Below are 26,104 nucleotides of genomic sequence, written 5' to 3' on the forward strand. Positions count from 1 at the left end.
GCGCAGACGCGCCGAGACAGACCAGCGGAGACAGGCCGAGGCGACTGAAAGGGGCGGGCACGACGGGTGGGATTCGAAGTCCTCGCGAAGTTCGAGCTAGCCCGGGTCGGGTGACGACCTCCACGACGAGGCGACAGCCCTCCCCGGAAGCCCCGACCAGCGAACACACGCCCGCTCTTCCGAGACGGCTCGGGCGTGTTGGGCTGGCTCGACATCCTCGCGAAGTTCGACCCGCCGGGCTGTGCACCACCGCCACCACGAGGCATCCACCCTCCTCGCACGGGCCCGAGCAGGGAGACACACCCGAGCTTCCGTGACAGCCACGTGTGGTGCGTGAACGGGTCGAAGCTCGAAGTTCGCGCGACGTTCGAAGGGGTTCCGTCAGGTCCGAACTTCGCGAGAACGTGGACGGTCCGGCGTGTCAGCAGGAGACACGCGAGCGTGGGTCGGTTCGGCCAGGTTCCTGGGGAGTTCCGAGTCGGCCTGCGGGTGGCGGTGGTGCGTCCCCAACGCGATGTGCCCGCCTCGTCCGGCACTCCCCTGCGCGGAGGCGTCGAGCGGAGTGGGAGTCCGCCGCCGCTCGACCCGTCCCGGGATCACCCGCCGTTGAACGGTGGGGTCGGGTAGCACGGTGCCGGTGTGGCGTGCTCCGGGTCGAGGGCGTTGAGGACGTGGTGGGCGGCGATCGAGTCGAAGGCGATGCTGAGGTGGTCGGAGCCGACCAGCGGGCACTGCGTCTGCATCAGGATGTTGGTGACCTCGGGACCGTTGAGGAACGAGGTCGTGTAGGGCGTGGCGATCTCGTCCCACTGCGTTTGGATCACCGTGTCGCGCACCCCGGGCACGGTCTCGCCACCTGCGTTGAGGTCGGCGATGAACGGGGAGTCGTGGACCTGCTGCGCGAACGCCGGCCCGAGCCCGAGGCCGAGCAGCTCCGGAACGCCGGGCAACTTCGCCAACCCCAAGGCGGTCGACCCGTGGTTGCCGGGTGAGAGCCCGATCAGGTTCGCGACCTTCCCGGCGCCGCCGAGGAACTTGGTGTAGTAGCGGGGCATCGTCCCGCCCTGCGAGTGTCCGACGATGTCCACTTCGGACGCACCGGTCGCGGCGAGGACCTCGTCGACGAACCCGCCGAGCTCGGCCGCGGAGTTCTGAATCGGGCCGATGCCGGAAGTGCGTGAGGCACCAGGAACGCCGAGGTGCAGCCCCTCCATCTGCCCGTAGTTCAACGCGAAGACGCAGTACCCCTCGTTGACCAGCTGGGGCGACAGCGAGAACCAGTTGAACGTCATGTTCTCCATCGACCCGTGCACGAGCACGACCGGTCTGGGGTGCTGTGCGCTCGGTTCGCAGGACCAGTCGTTGGCACCGGGCGGCGGAGTGTCCGGGTGGGCCGACGCGTGGGCCAACGCGGCCGCCGAGGAGTGGATGACGGGGAGTTCTTCGTCCGCGTCCGCCCTCGCGGCGGGAGCGGACAACAGCAGCAGAGCGGCGACCACTGGAGCGAGCGTCCGAAGTGTCACGTCTCGTCCTTCCACGAAGCCGGGAGCTGGTCCCGGGGCCTTTCTGCGGGGCCCCACCGATGAGGCCCCGAGGTCTGATCACGCCCGGGCGTCGGCGCGGGTGAGCCGGGAGAGGGTGCCGACGACCGCGTCGCGGTACGCGTCCGGATCGGCGAGGGGCACGTCGTGGTCGCGGTCCAGGCGAACGACCTGGGCGTCCAGGGCCGCGGCCATCTCCTCCTGCAGCGCGGGGTTGCAGATCGTGTCGTGCGTGGTGAGCACGACGACCGCGACCAGGTCGCGGAGTTCGTGCGCTCGGGAGCGCAGGTCGTGGTCGGCGACCGCGCGCATCACCGAGGTGACGCCGGACGGTGGTGTGCGGGCCAGCTCAGCGCGCAGCCACGGCCAGAGCGTCCGGAAGCGCTCCTCGGTCCGGTTGGCGCCGAAGTAGCGGGCCGCGAGGGACTTCCCGAAGCCGAACTTCGCCATCGCTGCGGCGGGTCTCACCGCGGCGAGCGCGAGGCGGTCGCGCAGCAGCCGGCGGTAGCACAGGGCGGCCCCGCACAGGACGAGCCCGGCGACGCGGTCCCGGTGTCCGAGCGCCGCGTGCAGGGCCACGAGAGAGCCGAGCGAGCAGCCGCACAGCACCGCCTCGTCGATCCCGAGCTCGTCGAGCAGGGCGATCACGTCGTCGGCCATGTCGCTGAGGCCGAACTCACCGGTGATGGGCAGTCCCCGTCCGCGCCCTCGCTGGTCGAGGGCCACCACCGGGTGGTGCCGGGAGAGCGCGTCGAAGACGCCGTGGAAGTTGATGTCGGCGGACCAGGTGACCCCGTGCAGCAGCACCACCGGGACGCCGTGTCCGGGACCGCTGTGCCGTCGCACGAACACCTCACCGCGACCGGGCAGGTGGACCACCTCTCCCGGTGGCAGGTCCGGGCGGTGCTCGACGTGCGCGGGAACCCGTCCGACCGGGCGGAGGCCACCGGCCCCGCGGCGCAGCTGAGACCCGAACCGCCAGACGCTGTGCGACACCCGCGCTCCTCATCCGCCTTGTGGCGACGGGCTTTTCAGCAGCCTGCCCGACGTTGAGCCGGATGATACGCAGATCGTCCCACCGATATCATCCCCGTGATGGAGTCATCGTCGGACCGGGAACTCGCGGTGCTGGAGTCGTTGCTGCGCACGGACGCGGAGCGCGCTCCAGGTTCCACCGATGAGCGCATCCTCGACGGGGCGCTCACCGCGGTGTCGGCCTACGGTCCGCAGCGGGTGACGGCCGAGGACGTCGCCAGGGCGGCCGGTGTGGGTCGGGCGACGGTGTTCCGCCGCTTCGGCTCCCTCGCGCACGTGCTGCACGAGCTGTGGCAGCGCGAGGTGGCGGTCTTCCTGGGGGAAGCGGCCGCGCGGCTCGACCGGACGCCCGACCCGGCCGAGCGCGTGGTGGAGGCGTTCACCCTGTGCGTGCGCACCGCGCAGCGCCACCCCTGGGTCAGGAGGTTGGTCCGCACCGATCCCGGTCAGCTGCTGGAACTGCTGCGCTCGGGGGAACCTTCACCGCTGCAGCTCGGCCGCGTCTTCGTGGCGCAGCGGTTGCGCCAGGACCACCCGGTCGCGGCGGGCGCCGACGAGAGGCTCGCGGAGTTGCTGATCCGGCTGTCGGTGGCGTACGCGGTCCTGCCCAGCGACGTGGTCGACTTCGGCGACGAGGAGCAGTTGCGCTCGTTCGCGACCGAGGTGGTGGTGCCCATCGTCGCCAACCGGGAGAACGGCTGATCTCCCGGTTGGCGCGGGAAGTCAGGGTCGCGCAGGCGGTTCCGAGCGCGGCCCCTCGGGTTCAGTTGCGGCGGACCGTCGCGTAGCGCACGTGCTCGAGGTGCATGGCGCTGTGCCCGTCGGCCTGGCGGCCGTACTCGGCTGCGGTGGTGGTGCCGTTCTCGTCCCGGTCGACCTGCCAGCCGTGGTCGCGCAGCCGTGTGATGGCAGGCGTGCGCTCGTCCTGGTGGACGAGCTGGTTCATGTCGACGCCCCAGTCCTGGCTGACGTGCTCGAAGCGCGGGTCGTCCATGGCCTGCCCGAAGTTCGCCGACACGGAGTGCTCCAGGGCGACCTGGCTCCCGGGCGCCGAGAGCCGGGTGATGACCTGGAAGAGCTCCTCCTCGGCCTCCGCTGGCAGGTACGGCAGGAGACCTTCGACCAGCCACGCGGTCGGCTTCTGCGGGTCGAAACCCGCCGCGAGCAGGGCCGACGCCCAGTCGTCGCGCAGGTCGGCCCGGACGGCGACGTGCTCGCAGCGCAGGTGGGCACCTTCCCCGGCGAGCGCGCGGCGCTTGAAGTCGAGGACCTCGGGCTGGTCGATCTCGAAGAGCGTGAAGTCCTGCGGCCACTCCAGCCGCCAGGCCCGGGAATCCAGCCCGGCGGCCAGGATCACGGCTTGCTCCACCTCACCGCTGCTGGTCGCGGTGCGGAAGTACTCGTCGAAGAACCGCGTGCGGATCCCCAGGTGCAGGGCCATCACCTGCCAGAGCTGGCGGGTGGTCTCGTCCTCGGGTTGGGCGTCGAGCACCGACGTGAGCGCACCCGTCGGCTGCGCGGCGCGGGCGAGCACCTCGGCGTGCGGGTCGTCGATGAGCCCGGACTCGGAGCGCGTCTCCAGAGCGCGGGCCACGGCCACCCACAAGGCCGTCCGCCCGACTCCCGAGACCACGTCCCACTTCTCGTGCTCTGCCATCGTTCCTCCTGTTCTCGCGGTGCGGTGCTCCGCCGGTGGGGCACCGCACGGACTGACACCGGGCCCGCCGCGGGGACGGGCCCGGTGCGCGCGGCCCACCGGCTCAGCGACGCCCCAGCCGAGCGGGCCACCACAGGGACCGCCCGAGTTCCAGGGACAACGCCGGGACCAGCAACGAACGCACGATCAGCGTGTCCAGCAGCACTCCGAACGCCACGATGAAGGCCAGCTGGACCAGGAAGAGGATCGGCAGCACCGCGAGCGCGGCGAACGTCGCCGCGAGGACGACGCCGGCGGAGGTGATCACGCCGCCGGTGACCGTCAGGCCCCGCAGCACGCCGTCCCGGTTGCCCCGGTGCGTGGCTTCCTCCCGCACCCGGGTCATCAAGAAGATGTTGTAGTCGATGCCGAGCGCGACCAGGAACACGAATCCGTACAGCGGCACGACGGGGTCCGCTCCCGGCATGTCGAAGACGTGGTTGAACACGAGCGCCGACACGCCCATCGTCGCGGCGAAGGAGAGCACCACGGTCGCGATCAGCATGAGCGGCGCCACCAGGGAACGCAGCAGCAGGACCAGGACCGCGAAGACGACCGCGAGCACGATCGGGATGATCACCGAGCGGTCGTGCTCGGCGGCCAGCTGGGTGTCGAGCTGGGTCGCCGTCGGGCCGCCGACCAGGGCGTCGGCTCCCTCGACGCCGCGCACCGAGTCGCGGATCCGCTGCACGGAGGCGATGGCCTCCTCCGAGTCGGCGGGCTCGCTGAGCACGGCCTCGATCTGGACGCGGCCGTTGACCACCCGGGGCCCGCCCGGTCCTGCCTGGGCGGGAGCGACGTTCGCGACACCGTCCACCTGGGACGCTCGCACGACCTCGTCGGCGTGGTCGGCGTTGGCGATGATCGTGGTCGGCGTGCCCGATCCCGCCGGGAAGTGCCGGGTGAGCAACTCCTGCCCCGCCACGGACTCGACCGGGTTGATGAACACCTCGGACTGCGCGGTGCCGCTCGCCTTGAGCTGCGGCAGGCCGAGCGCGCCGAGGACGAGGACCAGCGTGGTCACCACCCAGATCGTGCGTGGCGCCCTGGCGACCCAGGAGCTGATCCGCTCCCACAGCCCGGCACGGCCGGATCCCTGCTGCTCCGAGCCCCCCGGGACCACCGCGGGCGCGAAGGGCCAGAAGGCCGCGCGGCCGAGAAGCGCCAAGACCGCTGGCAGGAAGGTCAGCGAGGCGACCAGCGCGGCCACGATGCCGATGGCCGCGACGGGGCCGAGGCTCTTGTTCGAGTTCAGGTCGCTGAACAGCAGGCAGAGAACGCCGAGGGTCACGGTCCCGGCGGAGGCGACGATCGGTTCCCACGTCGAGCGCACGGAGCGGCGGATCGCGAGGAACCTGTCGCGCGTCGAGCGCAGCTCCTCGCGGAACCGGGCCACGAACAGCAAGGCGTAGTCCGTGGCGGCGCCGATCACGAGGATCGACAGGATGCCTTGGCTCTGCCCGTTGAGCACCAGGACGTCGGCGTCGGCCAGGAAGTACACGGCCACCGCGGCCGCCCCGAGCGCGAACGAGGCCGACAGCAGCACCAGGACCGGCAGCACCGGGCTGCGGTAGACCGCGACGAGGATCAGGAACACCACCGCCCCGGTGACGAGCAACAGCATGCCGTCGACGCCGCTGAACGCCTCGCGCAGATCGGCTGCTTGGGCGGCGGGTCCGCTGACCAGGGCCTCGAGCCCGGCAGGCGACTGGTCCAGAACGGCTCGCACCGCCGCCACGGTCTCCGAGGGGTCGTCGTTGGCGTCGATGGCCACGACCACGTGCGCGGCCGAGCCGTCCTGGGACGGGATCGGAGGCGAGACCTGGTCCACTCCGCGGACTTCCCGGATCCGCTGGGCGGAGTCGTCCAGGTACTGGCGATCGGCTGCGGTGATCCCATCAGGGCGCTCCGCCACGACGAACGCCGGGATCGCGCGACCGTCGGTGAACTCCCGCTGCAGCTCGCCGACCTTGGTGGCCTCGGCCGATGCGGGCAGGAACGTCGAGCTGTCGTTCGTGGAGACCTCGCCCAGCTTCCCGGTGAAGGGTCCGCCCACGCCGCCCAGGGCCAACCAGGCGATCACCACGAGCGCCGGTAACACCCACCGCCAGCGGCGACGTGCCCCTTCCGGACGCGCTTCGACAGAGGTGGGTGGGGATGTCAGGACCATCGAGCGGGCTTCTTCCTCGTGGAGCTCCTCGGCGGTTGCCGAGGCCACAGTACGACGGCAGTATATTTCGATTATCGAAGTATATGGCAGGCCGAGGGGCCGCGCACGACGGGTGACGCGATGAGCGATGCTGGTGAGGTGGACAACCAGGGAGGAAGTGACCAGTCCGGCGGCGCGCCCGCGGCGACCGGTGACGTGGCGCTGGGCGAGCTGCTGCGGGCGCTCAACGTCGAGCTCGACCGCTTCAGCGTCCTGTTCGGCAACGCCCACGGGCTGTACCGGACCGACCTCAACGCCATCGTGGCGATCCTCGACGCCGCCAACCGCGGTGACCCGATGACGCCGAGCCGGCTGGCCGCGGCCCTCGACCTGAGCGCGTCGGCGACCACGACCCTCCTGGAGCGCCTGGAGTCGCTCGGTCACCTCACGCGGGAGCACAGCAAGACCGACCGGCGCCGGGTCGACCTGGACATCCACGACACCGCCCGGCAGATCGGCAACGAGTTCCACCAACCGCTGATGCGCGAGCTCGGCCAGGTCTGGGAGCGCTTCAGCGAGGACCAGCGGCGGACCATCAGCGAGTTCCTCACCGCGACGATCGAGGCCACCGCCCGCGCGCGGGAGACGATCGAACCGCGGTGACCGGCCCCTCGGCCGAGGTGGCCGGCGACCCGCTCGGACCTGTCATCGGCCTGTTCGGGGCGTGACAATCACCTCGACGCGTCCAGCGGTGACACCGGGCGTTCGCACGTTTAGCATCCGGGTTCACCACGACGAAGTGACTTCACATCCCTGAAGCGAGGTTGATCCGGTTGTCGTCCCCGAGCTTGGACCAGTTGGGCTTTCGCCTGCACCCCGAGGACTCCGTCCTCATCGCCCGGCAGGACATCGAGCCCGGCACCTACTCCGGTCTCACGATCACGAACACGGTCCCGCGCGGGCACAAGGTCGCCACGGCCGACATCGCCGAAGGCACGGCGGTGCGCAAGTACGGGCAGATCATCGGCTTCGCCTCCCGCGACATCGCAGCCGGCGAGCACGTGCACACCCACAACGTCACGTACCAGGAGTTCCAGCGGGAACACGCCTTCGGCGCCGACGCCACGCCCACCGACTTCGTGCCCGAGGACCAGCGCGCCACCTTCCAGGGCTTCGTGCGGCCGGACGGCCGGGTCGGCACTCGCAACTACCTCGCGGTCTTGACCTCGGTGAACTGCTCGGCGACGGCGGCCAAGATGATCGCCCGGCGGGTCGAGGCCTCCGGCATCCTCGACGACTACCCCAACGTCGACGGCATCTGCCCGCTGACCCACACCCTCGGCTGCGGCCACAGCGGCAGCGGCAACGAGGGCTTCGAGGTGCTGCGCCGGTCGCTGCAGGGCTACGCCGGCCACCCCAACATCGCCGGCCTGCTGGTCCTGGGGCTGGGCTGCGAGGTCAACCAGGTCAAGTCGCTGACCGAGGACCTCAAGCTCCCGGAGGGAACTCCGGTGCACGCCATGACGATCCAGGAGTTCGGCGGCACCAAGAAGACCGTGGCCGAAGGCGTCCGCCGCATCGAGGAGATGCTCCCGCAGGCCAACGCCCACGAGCGGCAGACCGTCGGCGCGGACAAGCTGGTGCTCGCCATGGAGTGCGGTGGCTCCGACGCCTACTCCGGCATCACGGCCAACCCGGCCCTGGGCGCGGCGGCCGACCTGCTGATCCGCCACGGCGGCACGGCGGTGTTCGGCGAGACCACCGAGATCTACGGCGCCGAGCACCTGCTCACCCGCCGCGCGGTCAGCCGCGAGGTCGGCGAGAAGCTCGTCGACCGGATCGCCTGGTGGGAGAAGCACGTCCAGGCCGACGGGAGCTCGATCAACAACAACCCCTCGCCTGGCAACAAGGCGGGCGGCCTGACCACGATCCTGGAGAAGTCGCTGGGCGCCGCGGCCAAGGGCGGCACCACCAACCTCGTGGACGTGCTGCAGTACGCCGAGCCGATCACCGACCGCGGGCTGATGTTCATGGACACGCCCGGTTACGACCCGGTCAACGCGACCGGCCTGATCGCGGGCGGAGCGCAGCTGCTGTGCTTCACCACGGGACGGGGTTCGGCCTTCGGCTGCAAGCCCGCGCCGAGCATCAAGCTGGCCACGAACACGCCGCTGTACGAGCGGATGACCGACGACATGGACATCAACTGCGGTGTCATCGCCGACGGCGAGATGACGGTCGCCGAGATGGGCGAGCAGATCTTCCAGCACATCCTGCGCGTGGCCTCCGGCGAGGAGACCAAGAGCGAGGAGCTCGGCTACGGGGAGGAGGAGTTCGTCCCGTGGCACCTGTCCACCGTGCTGTGAGCCGGACGCGAGCGGCTCGCTGAGGAAGCGCGTGGAGGGCGGTGCCGCCGGCCCCAGGCCAGCGAACCGCCCTCCTGCTCCCCCTCGATCAGGCTGCGACGGGCTCGCGGCGCGGGGCCTCGAGGTCCCAGCGGTGGCGGTGCAGCAGCACCGGCACCTGCTCACCCCGCTGCGCGGCGGCGAAGACCTCCGCGCGGGCGCGGCGCCACCACACCCAGGTGCGCGAGGCACCGAAGAGCAGCATCGCGACCAGCGCCAGCATGGCCACCCGGTACTCCGAACCGCCGGGCATCCACTCGACGAGGTCGAGCACCACGCCCACGCCCAGCACGCCCAGCGCGGTGGCCGAGTGGCCGCCCGCGTTGGCCACCCCGGTGGCGGTGCCGACCTGGCGCAGCGAGTTGTAGTCGCGCACCAGGGCGAAGGCCACCGAGGACACCGGACCGCCGAAGGCGAAGACCAGGAACGCCACGGCGATCACCGCGAGCGGCGGACGACCCTGCGGCCAGGTCAGCAGCGCCACCCACGACAGCGCGTTCAGGCCCAGGTAACCCATGACGAGCCACATCCGGCACTCCGGGCGCTTGCCGATCAGCGCGCCCACGACCGGACCACCCACGACCTGGCCGATGATCAGCAGGCTCAGCACGACGCTCGCGGTGGAGGCGGCCACGCCCAGCCCATGGACCAGGTACGGGAAGCCCCACAGCAGGGTCAGCGCACCGGAGACGAACATCGTGCAGAAGTGCGTCCAGAACGCCAGCCGCGTTCCCGGCACCGACCACGCCGCGCGCACCTGCGCCAGGACCGCACCACCGCTCTGGGGCGAGGACGCCTTCGGGGTGGTGTCGCGCACCACCGAGACCGTCATCGCCGCGTAGACCATCGTCAACCCGCCGACCAGCAGGAACGTCCCCGTCCAGCCGATCGTGCGGAGCGCCGCGGCCAGCGGGAACGTGGCCGCGACACCACCCAGCGCCCCCAGCGCGCTGGAAACGGTGGCCACCAGCGCGTAGCGGCGGGCGGAGAAGTACGCCGCCACCAGTCGCAGGATGCTCACCCACATCAACGCATCGCCCAGGCCCAGCACGCCGCGCGCGGCCAGCCCCATCGCGTACGTGTCGGCAAGCGCGAACAGCACCTGGCCCGTCCCCAGCAACAACACCGCCGTGGTGATCACCCGGCGTGCGCCGTAGCGGTCCACCAGCAAACCGGTGGGAACCTGCATGCCCGCGTAGATGCCGACCTGCAACACCGTGAACGCGCTGAGCGCGGCTGGTCCGACGTCGAACCGCTCCAGCGCTTGCGTTCCGGCAACCCCCAAGCTGCCCCTGTGAAACACCGCGGCGAGGTAGGCGACCACCGCCACGCTCCAGATCCACCACGCCCGACGCTCCGGTCGGTCGGCAGCCACGAATACCCTCCCAAGTCCTCTGAGTCAACAACACCCGGCTCACACTTGCTCAACTGTTAGTTCGCTCCGCGAAGCGATCGGGTTAGCCGATCTGCGAGTGGACTGCACCACATGCTCCACTGTGGACATCCGCAGAACCGAGTCTTGGCCCCAGCGCGACGCTCGCTTAGCCTCAACCCGGCGCCCGCAACGCGGTGGGCGTCGACGCACCGAAAACACCCTCGTGCCAAGGCACCAGGTGGGGATGGAGCGCGATGGACGGCAACACGGCCCCGCATCCGGCGATCCACCGCATGCTGCACCCGAGGTCGATCGCCGTCCTCGGTGCCTCGAACAACCCGGTCAAGCTCTCCGGCCGCGCGATCGCGCTGATGAAGCGCTTCGGCTACGTCGGCAGGCTGCTGCCGATCAACCCCGTGCGCGCGCAGGTCCAGGGCCTGCCCGCCTACCCGTCGCTGGCCCACGTCGAGGGCGACATCGACCTCGCGATGGTCATGCTGCCCGCCGACCAGGTCGTCGACGCGGTCCGCGACTGCGCCGAACGGGGGATCCCGGCCGCGATCGTGGGCGCGGCCGGCTTCGCCGAGCTCGACGAGGAAGGCGCGCGGCTGCAGCAGCAGCTCCGCGACGTCGTCGCCGACACCGGGATCCGACTGCTCGGACCGAACTGCCTGGGCATGTTCAGCCTCAAGGACCGGGCCATGCCCACCTTCACCTCGGCGATGGACGGTGACTTCCAGCCGCGCGAGGGCGCGCTGGCGTTCGTCAGCCAGAGCGGCGCGTTCGGCACCTTCATCTTCTCGGCCGCGCAGCACGCCGGGATCGGCATCTCGCACTTCCTCAACACCGGCAACGAGGCGGACCTGTCGGTCGGTGAGCTGCTGGGCGGATTGGTCGAGCTCGACGAGGTCCGGGTGCTCATGGCCTACTTGGAAGGCGTGCACGACGGCGGTGAGCTGCTGACCGTCGCCCGCAAGGCCCACGAGCTGGACAAGCCGGTCCTGGCGGTCAAGGTCGGCCGTTCGGCGGCGGGTGCCCGCGCCGCGGCCTCGCACACCGCGTCGCTGGCCGGCGAAGACGCGGTCTTCGACGGGGTCGTCGGGCAGTTCGGCGTCGTCCGGGTCGACGGGATGGAGGAGCTGCTCGACGCCGCGGTGATCTTCGCCGACGGACGGCGGGCCCGGGGCAGGAAGCTGACCACGCTGTCGCTGTCCGGCGGCGCGGGCGTCCTGATGGCCGACGCCGCCGCCCGCCACGGTCTCGACGTCGCCCCGTGGGAACCCGAGTGGCAGAGCCGGATGGCCGAGGTCCTCCCCGCGTTCGGCTCCCCGCGCAACCCGGTGGACCTCACCGCCAACCTGATCAGCGACCCGGCGATGCTGCGACGCGCGCTGGAGATCGCGGTCGAGCACCCGGGGTCGGACATGATCGCGGTCCTGCTCGGCAACGCCGACCACGCGGCGGAGGAGCTCATCGGCGCTGTCGAGCACGCCTACCGCTCCACCGACCGTCCGCTCGTGGTGGTGTGGACCGGCGGCAGCGGCCGTCCCCGGGAGCGGCTGCGGGAGCTGGGGATCCCGTGCTTCACCGATCCCGGGCGCGCGGCCGCCGCGCTGGGCGCGCTGGCCGGCTACAGCCTGCGCCCGTCCCCGCCGGCCCCGCAGCGGCCGGGCGACATCGATCTGCGGGCGGTGCGCGCGATCCTGTGCGAAGCCCGCGACCACGGGCGCACGCAGCTCGACGAGCACGAGTCGAGCAGGCTCATCGCCGCCTACGGAGTTCCCTGCGCGGGCGCTTTCCCGGCCAAGGACCCGCAGGGAGCGGTCGCCGCCGCGCACGAGCTGGGCACACCGGTGGCGGTGAAGCTCCTCTCCCGGACCGTCGGGCACAAGTCCGACATCGGCGGGGTGCGGCTGAACCTCTCCACCGACGCCGAGGTGCAGGAGGCCGCCGAAGAACTGCTGCGCCTGGACCCGGCGGCGAAGCTGCTGGTGCAGCGCATGTCCTCCGGCACCGAGCTGATCGTGGGCATCAAACGGGACCCCGCGTTCGGTCCGGTCGTGGTGGTCGGGCTCGGCGGCGTGCTGGTCGAGGTCCTCGCCGACAGCCAGGTCGGCACCGCTCCCCTGGACACCGCCTCGGCGAAGCGGCTCCTGCTCTCCCTGCGCGCGAGTCGGATCTTCGCGGGCGTCCGAGGACAGCCGGCCCGAGACCTCGACGCGGCGGCGGACGCGATCGCCCGCTTGTCGTGGCTTGCGCACGACCTCGCCGACGACGTCGCAGAGCTCGACGTCAACCCCCTGCTCGTCGACGAGAACGGCGCGGTAGCAGTCGACTGCCTAGCGCTGCTGACGTAGGAGCGGGCGCGCGATCAGCCCCGCTCAGCCGCACCGGGCAGCGAAACCTGACCGGCTCCGGGACTCCGCGCGCCCCTCCTGGTGCACACCCGAGTCACCCGAACGGGCGGTGGGCTGGCATTTCGCACTAAATGTCAGCCCACCGCCCGTTCGGGTGAGGAGCGGCGGTGCGGGCTGGCGCTCCCACCTGGGAGAACGGCTCTGGCGTGTTCCTGGGGCGCCTCAGTCGCGTGGGGGTTCGTCGAGTTCTTCGAGGATCTTGTTGGTGTGGCTGCCGACTTCCGGGATCGGGTCCATGCGGGGTTCGCGGCCGGCGACCGTGATCGGAGGCAGCAGGGCGCGCAGCGGGCCGGCCGGCGAATCGACCTCGCGCCAGCGGTCCCTCGCCGCGAGCTGCGGGTGGTCGGCGAACTCGGCCACCGTGCGCATGCGCGCGTTGGCGATGCCGACCTCCTCCAAGCGCTGTTCGATGTCCTCGGCGCTCATGACGGCGAAGACCGACTCGATGACCTCCTGCAGTGCGGCGAGGTTCTCGACGCGCGTGGGGTTGTCGCCGAAGCGCGGGTCGGTGGCCAGCTCGGGACGTTGCAGGACCTGTTCGCAGAACGTGACCCACTCGCGCTCGTTCTGCACCCCCAGGAAGACCTGCGTCCCGTCGCCGGCGGCGAACGGCCCGTACGGGGCGATGGCGGCGTGGCGGGCGCCCGAGCGGCGCGGTGGCCGCCCACCGTAGTGGGCGTAGTAGTACGGGAAACCCATCCACTCGCCGAGCGCGTCGAACAGCGACACCTCGAAAGCGCTGCCCTCGCCGGTGCGTTCGCGTTCGTAGAGCGCGCTGAGCACGCCGCTGAAGGCGTACATGCCGCCGGCGATGTCGGCCGTGGAGATCCCGGTCTTGGCCGGTTCCTCACCCCCGGTGATCGACACCAGCCCGGTCTCGCACTGCACGAGCAGGTCGTAGGCCTTCTTGTTGCGGTAGGGGCCGGAACTGCCGTAGCCGGACAGGTCGCAGACGATCAGACGCGGGTCCCGCTCCCGCAGCCGCTCGGCACCGAGGCCCAGCCGGGCGGCAGCGCCCGGGGCGAGGTTCTGCACGAACACGTCGGCCTTGGCCAGCAGCTTGTCCATCACGCGCCGGTCGGCCTCGGCCTTGAGGTCCAGCGCGATGCTCTCCTTGCTGCGGTTGATCCACACGAAGTGGCTCGACAACCCGTTCACAGCGGTGTCGTAACCGCGCGCGAAGTCACCCGCGGGGCGCTCGACCTTGATCACCCGCGCACCGAGGTCGGCGAGCTGCCGCGTCGCGAACGGGGCTGCGACGGCCTGCTCCAACGACACGACGGTCACGCCTTCCAACGGCAGCATGCGCCCACCTTCATCTCGCCCGGCCACAGCCGTAGGCTCACCGCTCGGCCAACCCCTGTCAACGCGAAGTCGCTGCTTTTCACCGTGCGAATCATCTATTGACCGGTCAATTGCGCAAGGCTAGATTTCGTGCATGGCAACACCGGCGTACCTGCGCATCCGCACCGAACTGGAGCAGCGGATCCGCTCGGGTGCGCTGCCGCCCGGCAGCAAGCTGCCGACCGAGGCGGAGCTGCGCGAGCAGCACTCGGTCAGCCGTGCCACCGCGCAGCGGGTGCTGACCGAACTGGCCCACGCCGGGCTGGTGGAGCGACACCGGCGCCGCGGCACGTTCGTCGCCGGAGGCGCGCGGCAGGAGAACCTGCTGCGACTGGTCAACCCCGCGCTGCGCGGTCCGGAGATCCCCGGTCGGCACGCGGTGGACTCCGCAGCGGTCATCCCGGCGCGCGACGCCGACGTCGAGATGCCCGGGGTGGACGACGACGCGCCCGTCACGCAGTTGCGCCGGCTCAAGTTCGACATCGACGACAACCCCATCGCCGTCGAACTCTCCGCGGTCCCGTTCTTGCTGGCACCACGACTGCTCGACGAGGACCTGGCCCACCTGACCGTCCACGACTACTTCGCCCGCAATGACGTCCCCGCTGCCACCTCCCGCGTTTACATCGACCCGGTGTCGCTCGACGACGACACCGCTGCCCGGCTCCGGCTCACCACCGGACAGGCAGTGCTTCGGCTGCGCCGCCTGACCTGGTTGACCGACGGCAAGCTCGCCGAAGCGATGTGGCACATCATCCGGCCCGACCTCGTCGAGCTCTTCATCGAGCAGAGCGTTCTGTCCGCTCCGGACAGCTGACCAGTTCCTCCCCTGCAGCGAACGGTTCCGTGGTGGAACCGAGAGTTCGTCCTGCCCGGAAAACCCTCTTGGAGGAGTTCGCATTGACTCGCGTCGCGGTGATCGGCACCGGTGTCATCGGTGCCATGACGACCTGGCGGCTCGCGCTCCGCGGAGCCGACGTGCTGGCCTTCGACACCCACGGCCCCGGCCACGACCGGGGCTCCTCGGCCGGTGAATCCCGAATCTTCCGCACCGCCTACAAGGAAGGAGCCGGCTACGTCCCGCTCCTGCAGCGCGCCGGGGCGCTGTGGCGCGAGCTGGAAGACCGCTCCGGCTCGACCCTGCTGACGATGTGCGGCGGGCTGACCATCGGCGCACCGGACCACCCCGACATCCTCGCCGTGCGGCGCTGCGCCGAGGAGGCCGGGCTCGACCACGAAGTCCTGAGCACCGACCAGGCGCGGAAGCGGTTCCCGCAGCACGAGATCGACGATGGCGAAGTCATGGTGCTCGACCCGGGCGCCGGTGTGCTGCGACCCGAGCCGTGCGTGCAGGCCGCGCTGCGCTGCGCCGAGAACTCCGGAGCGCGGTTGCTGCCCCACCACCCGGTCACCGACGTCACCGAAACCGACACAGGATGGCGGATCACCAGCAACGGCACCGAGTTCGACGCCGACCACGTGGTCTTCGCACCCGGCCCGTGGGCACGGCAGCTGGCACCGCTGCGTGATCTGCCGGTGGCAGCCCGCCTGATCACCGCCTACTGGTTCGCCGCTCGCGACGTCGCCGCGCACTCGCCGCAAGCCTTGCCCATCGCCATTCGCAGGCACCCCGAAGCCGGGTTCTCCTGCTTCCCCGCCCTCGACGGGGTGGCGATCAAGATCGTGCCGCACCACCTCGGGTGGCCCGACCTCGACGGACCCGACGACCTCCCACGCAGCTCACCTCCCGACCACGCCCGCGCCGCTTCGGCCGCCGCAGCCCGACTGCTCCCCGGGGTGGTGCCGCACCCCATTCGCATCGGCACCTTCGCCGAAGGGTTCACCCCCGACGACCACGCCCTGCTCGGGCCGCTCCCCGGACACCACCGGGCCACGGTCATGACCGGGTTCTCCGGCCACGGCTTCAAGCTCGCCCCCGCCTTCGGCGAGATCGGCGCGGACCTCGCGCTCGACGGCGGAACGTCCCACGACATCGCACCGCTCGACCCGAACCGCTTACTGCCGTGAGCCCACTGGAGGCCAACCATGCTCACCGGTTCCACCGGCCAGATCGCCGGAATCATCATCGCAAGCTTGCTGGTCATCGGCTTCGGCATCGGCATGTCAGTCTACTTCGGACGCAGGGCGAAGAGCTCCGCGGACTGGCTGTCCGCGGGTGAGTCGCTGCCACTGGTCGTCGTCATCGTCACCCAGTTCGCCACCGCCACGGGCGGCGGTGTGCTCATCGCGCACGTCGGCATCGGCTACCGCTCCGGCTGGTCGGTGTTCCTCTACGAGGGGTGCGTGCTGGCCGGTTTCCTCGTCCTGATGTTGATCGCGAAGTGGCTGCGCGAGCAGCGTTTCACCACCGTCCCCGACATCATCACCACGCTGTTCGGCCGCAACCGGCTGGCCATCGCCATCGCCGCGCTGGCCGCGCTGGTCGTGCCCTTCGGCTGGCTGGCGACCCAGTTCGTCGCGTTCGCCCAGCTCTTCGGGCAGCTCACGGGCGTGTCACCGACCGTGCTGATCCTGGTGATCATGGTTGCCTCGTTGCTGTTCGTGCTGCCCGGCGGCTTGACCTCGGTGGCCTGGACAGACTTCGTGTTCGGCCTGTTCATGATCGCCATGTCGCTCGGGGTGGCCGGCTACGCCGTCCACCTCGCGGGCGGCTGGGAGCGCATCACCACCACGGTTCCGCAGCAGCTGTGGGGCTGGGAGGGCCTGACAGCGGCCGGCTGGGACCAGATCTGGCTGTGGATCGCGGCGATCTTGCCGGGCACGCTCACCAACCAGCTCTACTACCAGCGTGTGTTCGCGACCAAGAAGGTTTCCGACGCTCGCCGCGGGCTGGGCCTGTCGGGGTTGATGATGCTCTTAGGTGGCGTCTACGCGGGGTGCATCGGCCTCGCGGTGCATTCGATGAACCCGGGCCTGACCAACGAGGAGGACGCCGCAGGGTGGCTGCTCACGCAGCTTCCGGGCTGGCTGGTGATCGTCTTCGGCGCGTTCCTGGTCTCCACGATCATCTCCACCACCGGCGCGGCGCTGCAGTCCGTGGTCGCCAACCTGACCCGCGACGTCTACCAGAACATCGCGGGCAAGCAGGCCGGTGACCGGCAGACCGTCACGTTGTCGCGCTTGATCACCGTCGGCGTCTCCGCCCTCGCCGCCGTGCTGGCGATCCTCTTCCCGAAGGCGTTGACCTGGCTGGTCGCCACCTACGCCTACTCCGCGGCAGCGCTGGCCGCGCCGATCTTCCTCGGCTACCTGCTGCACCGGCGCCGTCGGCTCACCCCGACCGCTGCGATCACGGGCATGGTCGCCGGCATCCTCGGCTGCGCCATCGCACAACTGCTCGACACCACTGTGCCCTACGCCGTCTACGGCATCGCGGTTTCAGTCGTGGCAGTGTTGGCCACCGCCGTGTTCACCCCCACCCGTCCCATCGTCGAGAGCGGAACGGAAGTCGAAGCATGAAGATCGCAGTGATCGGACTGGGCGTGCTGGGCGCGGCGACCGCGCGTTCCCTGGCGCTGGCGGGAGCGCACGTCACCGTCTTCGAGCGGACCGCTCCGCTGGCGGGGACCACGAGCACCTCGTTCGCCTGGGTGAACTCGCACGCCAAGAACCCGCTCCCCTACCACGAGCTCAACGTGGCGGGCATGGACGAGCACAGGGCTCTGGCGTCCACGCCGAGTCCGTGCGCGCCGTGGCTGACGCTCGGCGGGAACTTCGAGTGGGCCGAGGACGCGGCCGGCGCCGAACGGCTGGCCGCGGCGGTGCGCGAGCTGGAGGCCCGGGACTACCCGGTGCGGTGGATCAGCGCCTCCCGCGCGCGGGAGCTGGTGCCCGACCTGCTCCTCCCCCAGGGCCTCCGGGACATCGCGCACTACCCCACCGAAGGGCACCTGGTCCCGGCGTTGCTGGTGGCACGTCTGTGGGGCGAGGCGCGGGAGAACGGTGCTCGGCTGCGCTGCCCGGTCGAGGTGGTGTCGGTGTCGGAAACGGCCGCCGGAGTGCGGATCTCCTCCTCGGACGGGGAGGTCGTGACCGCCGACGCGGTCGTGTTCGCGACCGGCCGGTGGACCGAGGCGCTGACCGCGACCACCGGCCACAGGGTGGCGATGGCCGACCCGGAGGTGGCGGGATCGGCGACCGTGGGCCTGCTGGGCTGGACGGCCGCGTTGCCCACCCGGCTGAACTCGGTGCTGACCACGCCCTCGCTGAACGTGCGGCCCGACGGCGGCGGACGGTTCGTGCTGCAGGGTCTGGACCTCGACGCGGACGCCGACCCAGCCAACCCTCCCGCGGTGGACGGGGTCCACGCCCGCGAGCTGTGCCGGCGGCTGGAAGCCCTGCTGGCGGGGACCTCGGGCGCGGTGCTGGAGTCGATGCGGGTGGGCCAGCGGTCCATGCCCGGCGACGGCCTGACGGTGGCCGGGTTCCTCGGCGGGAGCGAGCGGATGTACGTGCTGGCCACGCACAGCGGCATCACCCTGGGACCGCTGCTGGGCAGGCTCGCCGCCGACGAGGTCGTCCACGGCCGGGACGCCTCGCCCTTGCGGGACTTCCGCCCGGACCGGTTGGTCGGACGGGACTCGTTGCCCCCTCTGAAGAAGGCGCGACTCGCCGGACAGCAGTGATCACGCCTCGCGTTCCGGGGCACCGGGAGACCGGCACCCCGGACGTGCGCGACGGGTTCAGCCGAGGTGGCGGCGCAGGAAGTCCACGGTGCGCGGCCAAGCGATGCGAGCCGACTCCTCGTGGTACGAGGCGGGGTTCTGGTCGTTGAAGAAGGCGTGCCCCGCCGCGTACACGTGGATCTGCGGGTGGACGTCGGTCTGCTTCTTGATCTTGTCCGCGACCTCGCCGACCGCGTCCACGGTGACACCTCGGTCGTACTCCCCGAAGTGGCCGAGCATCGGAGCCGTCATCGCGGAGAAGTCCGTCTCCACCGGCGGGATCCCGTAGAAGGGCACGACCGCCCCGATCCGGTCACCCTGCTGGGCAGCCAGCACGAGCGCGAACTTGCCACCCATGCAGAAGCCGACCGTGCCGACCGACGAGCCGGTCACCACGTCGTGCTCCAACAGGTAGTCGACGGCCCCGGCCAGGTCGCGGGCTGCTCGGTCGACCGGCAGCTCCCGCATCATCCGGGACGCTTCCTCGGCGTCGTGCGTGGTGTGCCCGCCGTAGAGGTCGGGCGCCAAGGCCACGAACCCTTCGGCGGCGAAGCGGTTCGCGACGTCGGCGACGTGATCGGTCAGGCCCCACCACTCCTGGATCACCACCACCCCCGGACCCGGCCGCTCCGGCGTCGCGAGGTAGCCGTGAGCGGTCCGTCCGTTGCTGGTGAAGCTGACGTTCTGGTGCGGGTTCGTCACGCTCCTGCTCCTTCGTCCGGTGTGACCGTGCGCCGGGCCGTCGAGCCCGCACCATGATCCCGCCGCGAACCGCTGAACGCAGCCCCTCAGTCGACGGGCATGTGGACGACCTCCCAGATGTGCCCGTCGGGGTCTTCGAAGCTGCGGCTGTACATCGGGCCCTCCTCCACCACGTCGCCGATGCGCGGCGAACCCGCCTGCCGCGCCTTCTCCACGAGTTCGTCGACCTGCTCGCGCGAGTCGGCGCTGAGCGCGGTGATGACCTCGGTGACCTTGGTGGCGTCCGCGACGTCCTTGGGCGTGAAGGACTTGAAGAACGGTTTCACCAGCAGCATCACGTAGGCGTCGCCGCTGATCACCATGCAGGTGGCGTTCTGGTCGGTGAAGTTCTGGTCGAAGCTGAAACCGAGTGCGGTGAAGAACTCCACCGAGCGGTTCAAGTCCTCGACGGGCAGGTTCAGGTAGGTCTGCATCGCCATGGCGATCACTCCGCCGGGTCAGGAACGGGCGAGGACGGGCACGGTGTCGCGCCGCGCCCAAGCGAGGAACAGGAACAGCAGGCACAGCGCGAGCGGCGGCAGGGCCAGCGCAGGGGCGCCGAGCGGGAAGAGCTCCGCCAGCGCCGCGCCGACCATGACCAACGCCAAGCCGAACGCGGCCAGGCCGCACAGCCGCGGGATCAGCAAGCCGATCGCACCGGCCAGCTCCACGGCTCCGGTGAAGTGGCGGAACCACTGCCCGAAACCGATCTGGTCGAACATCTGGACCGCGAGCGGGTCGCCGAGGAGCTTCGGCGCTGCGGCGAAGACGAAGAACGCGGCCAGCAGCACCTGCAGCACCCACAGACCGACGTTGACCGCCCGTCGCGGTGAGGTGGTGGTTCCGTTCGCACTGGTAGTCATCCGAGGCACCCTTCCCGTGCGCTGTCGAGGTCCGGTCGCAGGTACGGACCCGACCCGCCGCGGAAACTCATCGGTCGCGGCGCGAGGAAGGGGTTCTCAGCCCACCAGCTGCTCGAGCACAGCGCTGAAGACGTCGCGGTCCACCGTGGCGGGGTCCTGCGCGAGCCAGTGCCCGATGTCCTTGACGAACTGCGCCGGCGTCATCGGAGCCACCGGTTCGTCGGGTTGCTCGACGGTGGTGACCTCACCGGCCCTGCTCGGGTAGATCAGCACGGCTCCGCGCACCTCGACCTCCGGCAGCAGCTCCTGGAAGGTGGCCACACCTTCGTCCAGGCGGGTCACCCCGCCGCGGAACGGGTGCCCGTTGCGCCACAGCGCACCGTTCTCGTCGGTGGTGTAGTGCCCGGGCAACCAGCTCTTGGACTCCACGAGCACCAGCCGGCGGCCGCACAGCACCGCGTGGTGGACGTCCTCGAAGACCGAGTCGGGCCAGGACAGGCCGTGGAAGACCCGGGCCCCGGGCAGCCGGATGAGGTACCGGGCGCAGAGCTCGGCGGTGAGCAGCTGGGCGCGTTCGTGCTGGAGGTCGGGCAGCCCGAAGATCCGCTGGCCGCCGAACTCGGCGGTGAACGCCCGGTGCTCGCGGTAGGCGGCGATGTGCCTGCGCAGCAGGAAGACGACGACCACGCCGAAGGCGATGAGCAGCCCCAGCCACGTCGCCCGCAACGCGACGTTGAGCTCCACCGCCACCCCGGCGAGCATCAGCAGCGACCACGCACCGACCAGTGCCATCGTCGGCACCCGGTCAGGACCGAGGACCGGCAGGTACTGCACCCGCGCCTGCGGGTCGACGCTGTCCCACCAGGGGATGTCGTCGAGCCGGACCCGCGGCGTCTTCGGCACGAAATCGGGGTCCTCACCGAAGTCGCGGCCAGGCCGCCGCGTCCCACCCGGTCGACGGGGTCGCTGCGCGGCCGTGCCGGTGCTGACCGGGCGGCTCCGCGAGCTGTCGTAGGTGGCGCGGCGCACCGGGTCGTTGAGGGTCTCGTAGGCCTCCTGCAGGAGGCGGAACGCGCCGTCGCTGCCGCCGACGTCGGGGTGCATGGCGCGGGCGAGCGTCCGGTACGCCGACTTGATCTCGACCGGTGTCGCGTCGCTCCCCACGCCGAGGAGTTCGTAGTAGTCGACCCCGCGCAACTACCCTCCCCGCCTCCCGGTCCGCGCGGCAACAACGAGCTGCGATCGTGAACGCCCGCTCATGATAGGACGCCGGCGGAGATCAAGATCAACCGGATGTCGGGATGTCACCCGATGACCGCTCGATCGCGTCACGAACGCGGGTCGCTCCACCTCCCCGCGTGGGGGAGGTGGAGCGACCGGGCGAGCGTCAGACGACGCTGCGGTTGTCCTTCTTGGCTGCGCGGTAGTCCTTGACCACCGCCGAGCACATGACGGCCAGCACGACCGCGGTCAGCGCGGGCCAGACCAGGATGTACGCGGCCAGGACGAGGGTGCTCATGGCGTCCTCCGTTGTTCGTCGCGGAAGGGCGGTCAGCGGGCGGCTTCCACGGGTTCCGGCGGCGTGCCGGCCTCCCGCATCTGGAACTCGGTGACCCGCTGGTCGATGACTGAGAAGTCGAACCGCTCCTGCGCGGCCATGCTGATCGCGACGCACACGACGGTGCTGACGCCGTAGGACACCAGCGAGCCGAGCAGGGTCGGGTAGTCGCGCAGGAAGCCCAGGATGAGCGGCAGCAGCGCCACCCCGGCCACCGCACCGACCGAGAAGCCGACGCGCTTGCCGAAGAGGCCGAAGGCCATGAAGCCGAACACCACGGCGGCACCGATCGCCGCGGCGATCTCCATCACCAGGGCCACGACTCCGGTCAGCGGCAGCAGTTCGAACCGCGCCACCAGGAAGAACACCAGCGCGACCAGCACCGAGGCGGTGAAGGCGCGGTTGGTGATGCGGTCCCAGTAGAAGCTGGCGATCACCGGGAACACCAGCGCACCCCACAACGCGCCCACGAACACGAGCAGGTCGAGGATGTTGAAGTTCGACACCGCGAACATGACGCCGAGCGCGGTGGCCGCGACCATGGTGATCCGCCCGATGTGCAGCATGGTCCGCGGGTTGACCTTCCCGCGCGCGAGGTTCTTGCCGTAGATGTCGGTCATGACCAGCGACGACAGCGCCGCGAGGTCGGAGTCCGCGGTCGACGACAGCGAACCGATCACCATGATGAACAGCAGGCCGACCATCACCGGGGACAGGTACTCCGACGCCATCTGCGGGATGATGTTGTTCATGTCGCCGTTCAGCGGCTGCAGGCCGACCATCACGGCGAGCAGGCCGAGCATGCCCAGGCCGATCACGGTGCCCGCGTAGCCGAGGGTCGCGGTGATGAAGGTGCTCTTGATGCGGTCCTGGCGCACCGCGAACAGCCGCTGGGCGATGGTCTGGTTGCCGATGGCGTAGGCGAGCACCGCGGCCAGGTACGGGCCGCCCTGCTCCAGGAACGCCTCACCCGAGAAGAAGTTCGCCTGCTCGGTGGTCAGCGTGGCCACGCCCTGGTCCAGCGCACCGATCCCGCCGGTCGCGAAGAACACCATCGGGACGATGAGCGCTGCGGCCACCATCATCGCGACGAGCTGGGCGAAGTCGGTCAGCACCGAAGCCCGGAAACCGGACCACAGGGTGTAGCAGAGCACGCCCACGGCCGCGATCAGGACGCCGTGCAGGAACGAGAGCGGGGTCAGGATCTCGACCAGGGCCCCGGCGGCGGTGAAGTTGGCCGTCAAGCTGATGACGCTGCCGACGATGTTGGAGACCGCCAGGATGAGCTGGCTGGAACGGCCGTGGCGCGCGTGCATCACCTCGGCCAGAGTGTGGGCCTTGGGCGCCACCCGGCGGAAGTGCCGACCGAACGGGTAGATGCACAGGATCATCAGCGCACCCCACAACCCGTAGTGGATCGGCCCCGAAACGCCGTAGGTGTAGCCCGAGCTGGCCGCTGCGTACAGCGATGCGGCCCACACCCAGGTCGCGGTCATGCTCGCGGCGGAGATGCCGAAGCCCACCGCGCCGTTCGAGACCATGAACCCGTCCACGTTCTCCTTCTTCTCCCGGATGGAGAGGGTCATCAAGAACGTGAACCCGTAGAAAGCGAGCAATAACAGAGCGGTCGTGACCGCACTGAGCTGGAACACTACTCCTCCGAACTGTTCATCTGGTTCGCCCGCAATTCTGGTCCGGACACACGTGGGTCCGGACCAGAATTGCGAGCCGCCCAGAACGAATACATCGGATTCGCACCTTTTTGAACCTTGAAGTAACTTCCCCCACAGCAGAACTCGTCAGAACTTCCGCATCTTGAGAATTGAGCCGTCCCGGCCCCGAGAAGTCGCGCACTGCGATCACCCCTCGCGCACGCAGGATTCCCCGAGGTGATGTCGGCGCCCGTCGAGGCCTGCGGCCGTTCTGCGCTGAACCGGTCGGGTGGTCCGGCCCGGAGCTCCGACCCCCGGCGGACCGGCGGAGCTCCTCCTCCGCTGAGCGAACGGCTCCCACGGCCCGGCCGGGGCGGGACCAGGCCGCTGGTCAGCGGGAACCCGGGCACGAAAAAACCCGCTGGCTGCTGTGGCCAGCGGGCTCTTCCACGCGGATGACCGAGACGACGTTCCGCCGTCCCTCCCTTTTGGTCACCCGGGAGCCGGGCTCGGTCCCTCATGGCGCCTGGGACCGGCTCGGCTTGCTGTGCGGTGCACTACTGCGCAAGTACTGATCAGCGCCCGGCGGGACCGGGGTCCGCCCAGCGCTGGCGTCCACCATAGCCGATCGTGGCGCGCTTGTGGGGTTGAAGAGCTCCGGCGTGGCGCCACCGCACCGACCCCTACCGCGGGTGATCGTCCTGGTCACCGCCGGTGCGGAGTGACGTCGCCGCCGACACCGGCGTGTCGGGTGCCCGGCGTGTCCGAGCGCGGTGCGCGCCGGGCACGCGCGGTGCTCGTTCGACTGCGCACCGTGGCCCGGCCGGCGCTGGGCGAGCTTGACGCGATCAGATTCGACGTGCATAGGATCGCCGGTCGAACCGCTGGGTGGGAAGGGTGCACATGGCTGCGGAACCGCTCGCGCCCGGCGTCTGGGGCGTGGTCGCCACCCCGTTCACCGGATCCACACAGGACGTCGACGCGGCGTCGCTGGCGAAGCTGGTCGACCACTACAGCAGGATCGGCGTCACCGGGCTGACGGTGCTGGGCGTCTTCGGCGAAGCGGTGCGCTTGTCGGCCGCGGAGAAGCGCGCGGTGCTGGAGGTCGTGGTCGACTCCGCGGACCTGCCGATCGTGGTGGGTGCGTCCAGCACCTCCACAGCACCCGTGATCGACGAGGTCGCGCTGGCCACCGAGGTGGTCGGCGACCGGTTGGCGGGCGCGATGGTCCAGGTCAACACTCCCGACCCGGAGCTGCTGGCACGCCAGCTCGACGCGGTCCACGCCGCGACCGGAGCCGGTCTGGTGGTCCAGGACTACCCGTTGGTCACCGGCGTGGCGATCAGCGCGGCGGACCTGGCCGCGGCGGTCGAGCGCGTCGAGTCCGTGGTGGCCGTCAAGGCCGAGGCACCCCCCACTCCCCCGGCGATCGCCACGCTGACCGCGCGCACCGGCGTGCCGGTGTTCGGCGGGCTCGGTGGCGTCGGCCTGCTCGACGAGCTGGCCGCGGGGTCGGCGGGCGCGATGACCGGCTTCTCCTTCCCCGAAGGCCTCAAGGCCTGCGTGGACGCGTGGTGGCGGGGCGGGTACCAGGCCGCGCTCGAGGCCTACCTCGGCTACCTGCCGCTGGTGAACTTCGAGGCGCAGGCCCGCATCGGACTGGCGGTCCGCAAGGAGGCCCTGCGTCGGCGGGGCCTCATCAGCGGCTCCGGAGTCCGAGCACCCGCGTCGGGGATGCCGGAAACCCTTGCAGAACAACTGGATCGGCACTTGGCCGCCGTGGAGAACGTGGAGAACTGATGGATCTGGGAATCGCCGGCCGCAACGCGCTGGTGTGCGCCTCGACGGGTGGACTGGGCGAGGCGACGGCGCGTGCGCTGGCCGCCGAGGGCGCCAACGTGGTGGTGTCGGGCCGCCGCGGTGAGCGGGCGAAGGCCATCGCCGCCGAGCTGCCCGGCGCCACCGGCGTCGAGGTGGACCTGACGGCACCGGGCGGTGCCGAGCAACTGCTGTCGGCGGCGCAGGACGCGCTGGGCGACATCGACGTCCTGGTGCTCAACGGTCCGGGTCCGCGCCCGGCCAGCGCCTCCGAGGTCGGACCGGAGGACACCGCGGAAGCGGTGCAGAACCTGCTGCTGGTGCACCAGAAGCTGGTCGGCGGGGTGCTGCCGGGGATGCGGGAGCGCCGGTGGGGCCGGCTGCTGGCGATCGCCTCCAGCGGCGTCGAGGCACCGATCCCGAACCTGGCGTTGTCCAACATCGGCCGCAGCGCGCTGGCCGCGTACTTGAAGAGCCTGTCGATCGACGTGGCCGACGAGGGCATCACCGCGAACCTCCTGCTACCCGGGAGGATCGCCACTGACCGGTTGTCGTCGCTGGACAACGCCACGGCCGAGCAGGAAGACCTGCCGGTCGAGGAGGTCCGCGCCCGCGGCGAGTCGCTCATCCCCGCCAAGCGCTACGGCGAGCCCGCCGAATTCGGCGCCACGGCGGCGTTCCTGTGCAGCGCTCACGCCTCCTACATCACCGGCACCGCGATCCGCTGCGACGGTGGTCTGGTCCCCACGCTGTGACGTTCCCGGCGGTGGACAGCTGACGAGGAAGACGAGGCGTGTCGCGCGGAACGACGGGAATCCGCGCGAC

At 70.6% G+C, this 26,104-nt stretch carries 22 protein-coding genes; 10 read left to right on the forward strand and 12 right to left on the reverse strand.

Annotated features, from left to right (window positions below):
• Positions 1–596 precede the first annotated feature (596 nt).
• Both EIL87_RS06340 and EIL87_RS06345 read right to left on the reverse strand, forming a co-directional pair.
• On the reverse strand, positions 597–1,523 hold the full coding sequence (locus EIL87_RS06340; RefSeq protein ID WP_199740283.1) for an esterase/lipase family protein: 927 nt from the start codon (positions 1,521–1,523) through the stop codon (positions 597–599).
• A 78-nt stretch (positions 1,524–1,601) separates the two neighbouring features.
• Positions 1,602–2,537 (reverse strand): alpha/beta fold hydrolase, encoded by a 936-nt coding sequence (locus EIL87_RS06345; RefSeq protein WP_125089227.1) that lies wholly within the window; start codon positions 2,535–2,537, stop codon positions 1,602–1,604.
• Positions 2,538–2,636: 99 nt separating this feature from the next.
• On the opposite strand from EIL87_RS06345, the gene EIL87_RS06350 reads away from it, so the two are divergent.
• Complete coding sequence (locus EIL87_RS06350) at positions 2,637–3,278, forward strand: TetR/AcrR family transcriptional regulator (RefSeq protein ID WP_125089228.1); 642 nt, start codon at positions 2,637–2,639, stop codon at positions 3,276–3,278.
• A 61-nt stretch (positions 3,279–3,339) separates the two neighbouring features.
• Here EIL87_RS06350 and EIL87_RS06355 read toward each other — a convergent pair whose 3' ends face one another.
• A complete protein-coding gene (locus EIL87_RS06355) occupies positions 3,340–4,233 on the reverse strand; it encodes an SAM-dependent methyltransferase (protein ID WP_125089229.1) in 894 nt (297 codons plus the stop codon).
• Positions 4,234–4,336: 103 nt separating this feature from the next.
• On the reverse strand, positions 4,337–6,442 hold the full coding sequence (locus EIL87_RS06360) for an MMPL family transporter (RefSeq protein ID WP_125089293.1): 2,106 nt from the start codon (positions 6,440–6,442) through the stop codon (positions 4,337–4,339).
• Positions 6,443–6,562: 120 nt separating this feature from the next.
• Here EIL87_RS06360 and EIL87_RS06365 point away from each other — a divergent pair, with 120 nt between their 5' ends.
• Complete coding sequence (locus tag EIL87_RS06365; RefSeq protein ID WP_125089230.1) at positions 6,563–7,084, forward strand: MarR family winged helix-turn-helix transcriptional regulator; 522 nt, start codon at positions 6,563–6,565, stop codon at positions 7,082–7,084.
• Positions 7,085–7,278: 194 nt separating this feature from the next.
• A complete protein-coding gene (locus EIL87_RS06370) occupies positions 7,279–8,787 on the forward strand; it encodes a UxaA family hydrolase (protein ID WP_233576066.1) in 1,509 nt (502 codons plus the stop codon).
• A gap of 88 nt (positions 8,788–8,875) precedes the next feature.
• Here the strand turns inward: EIL87_RS06370 and EIL87_RS06375 are convergent, their stop codons facing one another.
• Complete coding sequence (locus tag EIL87_RS06375) at positions 8,876–10,201, reverse strand: MFS transporter (protein WP_125089232.1); 1,326 nt, start codon at positions 10,199–10,201, stop codon at positions 8,876–8,878.
• Between the two features lie 254 nt (positions 10,202–10,455).
• Here EIL87_RS06375 and EIL87_RS06380 point away from each other — a divergent pair, with 254 nt between their 5' ends.
• Positions 10,456–12,558 (forward strand): acetate--CoA ligase family protein, encoded by a 2,103-nt coding sequence (locus tag EIL87_RS06380; protein ID WP_125089233.1) that lies wholly within the window; start codon positions 10,456–10,458, stop codon positions 12,556–12,558.
• A gap of 222 nt (positions 12,559–12,780) precedes the next feature.
• Here the strand turns inward: EIL87_RS06380 and EIL87_RS06385 are convergent, their stop codons facing one another.
• Positions 12,781–13,923, reverse strand: a complete 1,143-nt coding sequence (locus tag EIL87_RS06385; RefSeq protein WP_125089234.1) for a CaiB/BaiF CoA transferase family protein — start codon at positions 13,921–13,923, stop codon at positions 12,781–12,783.
• A gap of 133 nt (positions 13,924–14,056) precedes the next feature.
• On the opposite strand from EIL87_RS06385, the gene EIL87_RS06390 reads away from it, so the two are divergent.
• The 4 genes from EIL87_RS06390 to EIL87_RS06405 all read left to right on the forward strand — a co-directional run bounded on the left by EIL87_RS06390 (position 14,057) and on the right by EIL87_RS06405 (position 18,608).
• Entirely contained in the window at positions 14,057–14,779 is a 723-nt protein-coding gene (locus tag EIL87_RS06390) for a GntR family transcriptional regulator (RefSeq protein WP_125089235.1), read from the forward strand.
• Positions 14,780–14,862: 83 nt separating this feature from the next.
• The gene (gene solA, locus EIL87_RS06395; protein WP_267898830.1) at positions 14,863–15,990 is read left to right on the forward strand and encodes an N-methyl-L-tryptophan oxidase; all 1,128 of its coding nucleotides are present in this window, start codon (positions 14,863–14,865) and stop codon (positions 15,988–15,990) included.
• Between the two features lie 18 nt (positions 15,991–16,008).
• On the forward strand, positions 16,009–17,442 hold the full coding sequence (locus tag EIL87_RS06400; protein WP_125089236.1) for a sodium:solute symporter family protein: 1,434 nt from the start codon (positions 16,009–16,011) through the stop codon (positions 17,440–17,442).
• Positions 17,439–18,608, forward strand: coding sequence for an NAD(P)/FAD-dependent oxidoreductase (locus EIL87_RS06405; RefSeq protein ID WP_125089237.1), 1,170 nt, complete (start codon positions 17,439–17,441; stop codon positions 18,606–18,608). The genes EIL87_RS06400 and EIL87_RS06405 overlap by 4 nt, the downstream gene beginning before the upstream one ends.
• A gap of 57 nt (positions 18,609–18,665) precedes the next feature.
• On the opposite strand, the gene EIL87_RS06410 is transcribed toward EIL87_RS06405, so the two are convergent.
• The 6 genes from EIL87_RS06410 to EIL87_RS06430 all read right to left on the reverse strand — a co-directional run bounded on the left by EIL87_RS06410 (position 18,666) and on the right by EIL87_RS06430 (position 23,395).
• The gene (locus tag EIL87_RS06410) at positions 18,666–19,349 is read right to left on the reverse strand and encodes a dienelactone hydrolase family protein (RefSeq protein WP_125089238.1); all 684 of its coding nucleotides are present in this window, start codon (positions 19,347–19,349) and stop codon (positions 18,666–18,668) included.
• A gap of 86 nt (positions 19,350–19,435) precedes the next feature.
• Positions 19,436–19,828, reverse strand: coding sequence for a VOC family protein (locus tag EIL87_RS06415; protein WP_125089239.1), 393 nt, complete (start codon positions 19,826–19,828; stop codon positions 19,436–19,438).
• 18 nt (positions 19,829–19,846) lie between these two features.
• Positions 19,847–20,251, reverse strand: coding sequence for a DoxX family protein (locus tag EIL87_RS06420; protein WP_125089240.1), 405 nt, complete (start codon positions 20,249–20,251; stop codon positions 19,847–19,849).
• Between the two features lie 96 nt (positions 20,252–20,347).
• Positions 20,348–21,448, reverse strand: coding sequence for a J domain-containing protein (locus tag EIL87_RS06425; protein ID WP_125089241.1), 1,101 nt, complete (start codon positions 21,446–21,448; stop codon positions 20,348–20,350).
• A 190-nt stretch (positions 21,449–21,638) separates the two neighbouring features.
• Positions 21,639–21,770 carry a putative transporter small subunit gene (locus EIL87_RS27360; protein WP_233576067.1) on the reverse strand — a complete coding sequence of 44 codons (132 nt, stop codon included), beginning with the start codon at positions 21,768–21,770 and terminating at the stop codon, positions 21,639–21,641.
• Positions 21,771–21,802: 32 nt separating this feature from the next.
• Positions 21,803–23,395 carry a sodium:solute symporter family protein gene (locus EIL87_RS06430; RefSeq protein WP_233576068.1) on the reverse strand — a complete coding sequence of 531 codons (1,593 nt, stop codon included), beginning with the start codon at positions 23,393–23,395 and terminating at the stop codon, positions 21,803–21,805.
• A gap of 969 nt (positions 23,396–24,364) precedes the next feature.
• Between EIL87_RS06430 and EIL87_RS06435 the strand changes: the two genes are divergently transcribed.
• Together EIL87_RS06435 and EIL87_RS06440 are read left to right on the forward strand one after the other, a co-directional pair.
• The gene (locus tag EIL87_RS06435; RefSeq protein ID WP_125089243.1) at positions 24,365–25,261 is read left to right on the forward strand and encodes a dihydrodipicolinate synthase family protein; all 897 of its coding nucleotides are present in this window, start codon (positions 24,365–24,367) and stop codon (positions 25,259–25,261) included.
• Positions 25,261–26,034 carry an SDR family oxidoreductase gene (locus tag EIL87_RS06440; RefSeq protein ID WP_125089244.1) on the forward strand — a complete coding sequence of 258 codons (774 nt, stop codon included), beginning with the start codon at positions 25,261–25,263 and terminating at the stop codon, positions 26,032–26,034. The genes EIL87_RS06435 and EIL87_RS06440 overlap by 1 nt, the downstream gene beginning before the upstream one ends.
• The last annotated feature ends 70 nt before the right edge of the window (positions 26,035–26,104 follow it).

It is taken from the genome of Saccharopolyspora rhizosphaerae (assembly GCF_003931915.1).
GTDB classification, from domain to species: Bacteria; Actinomycetota; Actinomycetes; order Mycobacteriales; family Pseudonocardiaceae; genus Saccharopolyspora; species Saccharopolyspora rhizosphaerae.